General features: G+C 68.1%; 6 protein-coding genes. 1 reads left to right on the forward strand and 5 read right to left on the reverse strand.

Going from position 1 to position 5,677, the window contains the following annotated elements; translation table 11 throughout:
- A partial coding sequence (locus J7E68_RS03810) for an SDR family NAD(P)-dependent oxidoreductase (RefSeq protein ID WP_251048608.1) occupies positions 1-465 on the reverse strand: 465 nt, incomplete at its 3' end.
- Positions 466-683: 218 nt separating this feature from the next.
- Positions 684-1,298: a hypothetical protein gene (locus J7E68_RS03815; RefSeq protein ID WP_311416249.1), complete on the reverse strand. Its 615-nt coding sequence runs from the start codon at positions 1,296-1,298 to the stop codon at positions 684-686.
- A gap of 133 nt (positions 1,299-1,431) precedes the next feature.
- Here J7E68_RS03815 and J7E68_RS03820 point away from each other — a divergent pair, with 133 nt between their 5' ends.
- Positions 1,432-2,157, forward strand: a complete 726-nt coding sequence (locus J7E68_RS03820) for an aminoglycoside 3'-phosphotransferase (protein ID WP_215169995.1) — start codon at positions 1,432-1,434, stop codon at positions 2,155-2,157.
- A 3-nt stretch (positions 2,158-2,160) separates the two neighbouring features.
- On the opposite strand, the gene J7E68_RS03825 is transcribed toward J7E68_RS03820, so the two are convergent.
- The 3 genes from J7E68_RS03825 to J7E68_RS03835 form a co-directional block, all read right to left on the reverse strand.
- Entirely contained in the window at positions 2,161-3,450 is a 1,290-nt protein-coding gene (locus J7E68_RS03825) for a hemolysin family protein (RefSeq protein WP_215169997.1), read from the reverse strand.
- A gap of 94 nt (positions 3,451-3,544) precedes the next feature.
- Positions 3,545-4,582: a TerC family protein gene (locus J7E68_RS03830; RefSeq protein WP_215169999.1), complete on the reverse strand. Its 1,038-nt coding sequence runs from the start codon at positions 4,580-4,582 to the stop codon at positions 3,545-3,547.
- 231 nt (positions 4,583-4,813) lie between these two features.
- Entirely contained in the window at positions 4,814-5,599 is a 786-nt protein-coding gene (locus J7E68_RS03835; RefSeq protein WP_215170002.1) for an energy-coupling factor transporter transmembrane component T, read from the reverse strand.
- Positions 5,600-5,677: the final 78 nt, after the last annotated feature.

Below are 5,677 nucleotides of genomic sequence, written 5' to 3' on the forward strand. Positions count from 1 at the left end.
GCCGATCTGACCGTCGAAGGCCGCCACACTCGCGGTGTTAACGATGACGCCGCGGTCGCCGTCATCCGTCGAGTCGTTCTTCGCGATCACGGCGGATGCCTGCGAGAGCACGTTGAACGTGCCGACCAGGTTGATGCGGACGATGCGCTCGAAGTCGGCGAGAACGGCCGGGTTGCCCTCGCGATCGAGCACCTTGGCGGGCGGGGCGATGCCCGCGCAGTTGACCACGATGCGAAGAGGCGCTGCGGCCTGCGCCGCGGCGGCGGCCGCGGCGGCGTCATCGGCGCTCGTGACATCACCCGCGGCGAACACCCCGCCGAGCTCGTCGGCGATCTCCGCACCCGCAGAGGAGGGGAGGTCGAGGATGGTCACGACGGCGCCGGCTGCGGCCAACTTCCGTGCGGTGGCGAGGCCCAGACCGGACGCACCGCCGGTGATGAGAGCACTCGAGCCCTGGATCTGCATGCGGTTCTCCTTCGAAACGTGTGCGACCCAGTGTCAGTTTAGCTGATTCCGAGTTTCAGCCGTTCTCCGGAGCCTGCTGTCGACCCCGTCGTCGATCCAGAGCCTACGTCACGACCACTCGCGCACGACCGCTCCCGCATGCGGGCGCCGATGCGTCCGTCACACGCCGAAGGGAGCGGACCCCCACGATCCTCCCCCTTCGACGCGACTCGGTGCGCTCACACCTCGATGAGCGCGGCGATGCCCTTCAGCTTGTGCCGGGCGAGGGCGAGGTTCGCGGCGGCCCGGTTGAGCACGAGGTAGATGAAGAGACCGTTCGCGCCCGTCGCGTTGAGCACGTTGATCAGGTGGTACTGCGAGCTGAGTGTGATGAGGATGTCGTCGATGTCGTCGGTGACGCCGAGGTCGCGCATCGTGGCGAGCTTCGCGCGCACGACGTTGGAGTTGCCCGCGGCCGCGATGCCGAGGTCGAACGACGGGTTGCCGCCCTGGGCGAGCGCCATGCCACTGCCGTAATCGACGATGGCGGCGCCGGTCGCGCCTTCGATGGCGAGCAGCTGCTGCAGCGCGTCGTCAAGTGAACTCATGTTGTTGTGCTCCTCAATGGTCGTGCGTGCATCCCCGACACCGCCTTCTCCGCCGAGGTCGCCCTCGCCGGATGCCTGGGCGTCCTCCGCCCAGATCCACTCGACGAACTGGGCGAGGTCCCGTTCGTCGGGCTCCGCAGACGAGATCGCCGGAGCCTTGGGCAGGCCGACCGCGGGTGCGGACGACGAGTCGTCGGCATCGCTGCCGTGCCGTCGCCACCACTGCGACCGGGACGAAACGCGCACGGAGACCTCTGTGTGTCTGATGGGATGGGTGATGCGGTCGCCGACGGCGACCGGGACTGAGACTAACTGCGTCCGACCCCTCAGAACCGGGAGAATACGTGCATACCGATATACATTGCGGGAGGAGCGAAGCATGAGCATTCCTGCCCCATCCCTTCCGATCCCGACCCGGGTGCGCACCCTCGCCGACGGCGCCGAGCTGACGCCCGTCTGGCTCAACGGCATCGGCGGGCTCACCTTCCGCACCGACGACGGTCGCTACATCAAGTGGGGTCCGCACGACGCCGAGGCGAACATGCGCGACGAGGCTGAGCGCATGCGCTGGGCGCGGCGCTGGATCACGGTGCCGGAGGTGCTCGACCAGGGCCAGGATGCGACTCACGAGTGGCTTGTCACCGCTGCCCTTCCGGGTCACAGCGCGGTCGACCCCCGCTGGAGCGACGATCCCGGGACATCCGTGCGCGCGGTCGGTGCCGCCCTGCGCGCTATGCACGACGCGCTGCCCGTCGACGACTGCCCCTGGTCGTGGAGCCCCGAGTGGAGGATCGCGAACGCCGTCGAGCGTGGTGTCGTCGTGCCCGACGACCTGCGCACGCCGCCGCCGGTCGATCTGCTCGTGGTGTGCCACGGCGACGCGTGCATGCCCAACACCCTGCTCGACGACGACGGCCGTCCACTCGCGCACGTCGACCTCGCAGCCCTCGGCGTCGCCGACCGCTGGGCGGACATCGCCGTCGCCTCGATGAGCACACAGTGGAACTTCGGCCACGGGTGGGAAGACGCTCTCATCGAGGCCTACGGCGTCGAACCCGACCGGGAGCGGCTGGAGTACTACCGAAGGCTCTGGAACGAGACCTGAGAGTCACTCCCTCAGGTCGAGTTCCGCATCTTCGTGCAGCACCACGCGAATCTCCGCGATCCGTCGCCGGTCGACAGCCGTGACGCGGATCGTCGCGCCGGGCACCTCAACCGAATCGCCGACCACCGCGAGGCGGCCGAGCATCTCGGTCACGAATCCCGCAACCGTGTCCGACGCGCCGCGGGGCAGAGCGATTCCGGTGATCTCGGCGAAGTCCTGCAGGTTGAGGCGGCCGTCGAGGGCGCCGCCGGCATCCGTCATCCGGTCTTCCGTGTCGTACTCGTCGAAGATCTCGCCGACGACCTCTTCGACGAGGTCTTCGAGGGTCACGATGCCGTCGGTGCCGCCGTATTCGTCGACGACCACGGCGATGTGATGACCGGCCGCCCGCATGCGGGTCAGGGTCGGCAGCACGCCCGCGGTCGACGGCACGTACTCGACAGGACGCATGAGGCTGGTCACGGCGCGAGTCGAGTCCTCGGCCGCGGCCTCGAACAGATCGCGCACGTGCACGAAGCCCACGACGTCATCGAGCGACGTGTCGACCACGGGGTAGCGCGAGAACGGCAGCTCCCTGACCTGCGCGATGGCCTCTGTCAGAGTCGCCGTGCCGTCGAGGGCGACGACCTCGGGGCGGGGTCGCATGACCTCGCTCACCTGGCGGCCGCGCAGCGACAGCACGTCGTCGAGGATCCGACGCTCGTCGTCGGGGAGGCTCTGGTGCGTCGCGACGATGTCACGCAGCTCCTCCTCGCTGAGCTCGTCCGCCGCCTTGTTCGGATCGCCGCCGAGCAGTCGCACGACCGCGTTGGTCGACACCGAGAGCAGCCAGATGACCGGTCGCATGATCGTGGCGAAGCCGTCGAGCACCGGTGCCACCGCGTAGGCGAACTGCGCGTTGCGCTGGATCGCGAGGCGCTTGGGCACGAGCTCTCCGAGCACGAGCGACAGATACGCGATCACCAGCGTGAGCAGCACTGTCGCGAGCGTCATGGCCAGCGGGGCCCCGATGCCGAGGTTCTCGAGCAGCGGCGCGACCGACGGGGCGATGGATGTCGCGCCGTAGGCGGCCGACGCGAAGCCGGCGACCGTGACACCGATCTGCACGGCGGAGAGGAAGGTGTTGGGGTTGCGGGCGAGGCCCGCGACTTTCTCGCCGCGCTTGCCACGAGCCGCGATGGCGTTGATCTGGCTCTCGCGCAAGGTGACGAGCGCCATCTCGGTGGCGGCGAACACGCCACCGACGAGGACGAACACGAACACCAAGGCGATGTTCACCGCGAGGTCACCCATCAGCGGGTCACCTCGAGCGGTGCGGGGGGGCCCGAGGTCATTCGGGCACCGGGTCTGTCAGGGTCTGCGGACGCGTCGGAGCGGCGCGACTGGTTCACGAGTGTTCCTTCTGTGTGTCGGTGGTGAGGGATGCAGAGGTCGAGGAGGCGTCGTCGATCGCGTCGCGCTTGTCGTCGCGCCGCGTCTTCATGAGGCTGGCGATGGTGGCGACCGCGATGGTCGCGCCGATGAAGACCAGCGAGAACCAGATCGGGATCTCGGGAGCCCACAGCATCGGCTCGCCGCCGTTGATGAACGGCAGCTCGTTGACGTGCATCGCGTGCAGCACGAGCTTGACGCCGATGAAGGCGAGGATGACCGCGAGCCCCTGCGCGAGGTACACGAGGCGCTGCAGCAGACCGCCGATGAGGAAGTACAGCTGGCGCAGACCCATCAGCGCGAACGCGTTGGCCGTGAAGACGATGTACGCCTCTTCGGTCAGACCGTAGATCGCGGGGATCGAGTCGACCGCGAAGATCAGGTCGACGAAGCCGATCGCGATGATGACGAGGAACATCGGCGTGAAGAATCGCTTGCCGTCGCGCTGCACCGTCAGGCGGTCGCCGTTGTACTCGTCGCTCACCGGAAGGATGCGGCGCACGAAGCGCATGAATCGGCCGTTGGCCGGGTTGTGATCACCCTGCGCGAAGGCCTGGCGATAGGCGAGGAACAGCAGCAGGGCGCCGAACAGGTAGAAGATCCACGAGAAGTTCTCGATCAGCGTGGCGCCGAGGGCGATGAACCCACCGCGCATGATCAGCGCGATCACGATGCCGATCATCAGCACCTTCTGCTGGTATATGCGCGGCACCGCGAAGCCCGTCATCACGATCAGGAAGACGAAGAGGTTGTCGATTGACAGCGCCTTCTCGGTGAGGTACCCGGCGAAGTACTCGCCGCCGTACGTCCACCCCGAGACGGTGCCGATGCCGACGCCGAAGAGCAGCGCAAGACCGATGTAGAAGGCCGACCACCGGGCGGACTCACCGATGGTGGGCTCGTGGGGCTTTCGCACGTGGGCGAAGAACTCGTACACGAAGAAGGCGATCGTGACGGCGATCGTGATGATCCACACGAGGGGGGTGATGTTCAAGGAGGTCTCCAAAGACGAGGCGTGACGATGTCGACGCCAAGGTCTTCTCCATCCTCGCGAACGAGAACCGGGGACCCGGGATGCAGGGACATCCGTAATGACGAGCCGCCCGTGGTGGAGTACTCCCCTTGGGTTCGCTCCATGCTAGCGAATACATCGGCATTCCACCTTTGAGGAAGCTGAGCATGGGCTGATCGCCCTGGATGGTCCTCGGATGCGGACTGCCGCAGGTCAGGATGTCGGGCCGAGGATGAAGTTCCACGCCCCCGTCAGCACCGCCACCGTGATCGCGACCGCCGGGATCACCGCCGCCACCGCCACGAGGATCGTGTCGCCCCGATCCCACCTCGACTCCCGCGCCCAGGATCGCGGACCCGTGCCACCGAAGCCGCGTGCCTCCATCGCGGTGGCGAGGGATGACCCCCGGCGGATCGCGAGCACGAACAGCGCGAACGCCATGCCGAACCCCCGACGGATGCGGCCCTCGTCGGCCACGCCACGCGCCCTCCGTGCGAGCGAGAGCGCGCGCCAGTCCTCGACGAGCAGGCCCAGCATCCGCATCCCGGCGAGCGCCCCCACGACGAATCGCGCCGGCAGCTTCACCCGCTGAGCCAGATCGTCGGCGAGATCGGTGGGATCGACCGTGATGAAGAGCACGACCGCGGGGAGGCCGATCGCGAGCACGCGCACCGCGGTCGCCGCGGCGAGCGCGAGCGATCCATCGCTGATGCGCATCACGAACCACTCGAAATGGATCGTGCCGCTGGTCGCGCCGTAGAGGGCGATGGTGACCGCGCTCAGGGGGGCGGCGATCCACAGCACGGCGGTGCGCGTCCAGAACTCCTTGGCCCGGAGCCCCGCGAGCAGCAGCAGCGGGATCTCGAGCAGCAGCGCGACGGATGCCGAGACGACGTCGATCGTCAGCACGAGCGGGAGGGCGATGAGGAGCGCGGCCGCCAGCTTGGCGAGCGCGGAACGGGGTGCGATCGGCCCCGGACGATCGATGCGGGCGGTCAGCGGGTCGATCACGACGCGCTCACCTCGATGCGCCGGGCGTGCAGGGCGCGCAGCCCCGCCTCGTCGTGACTGATCGCG

Origin of the sequence: Microbacterium sp. ISL-103 (assembly GCF_018613995.1) — a bacterium.
GTDB lineage: Bacteria > Actinomycetota > Actinomycetes > Actinomycetales > Microbacteriaceae > Microbacterium.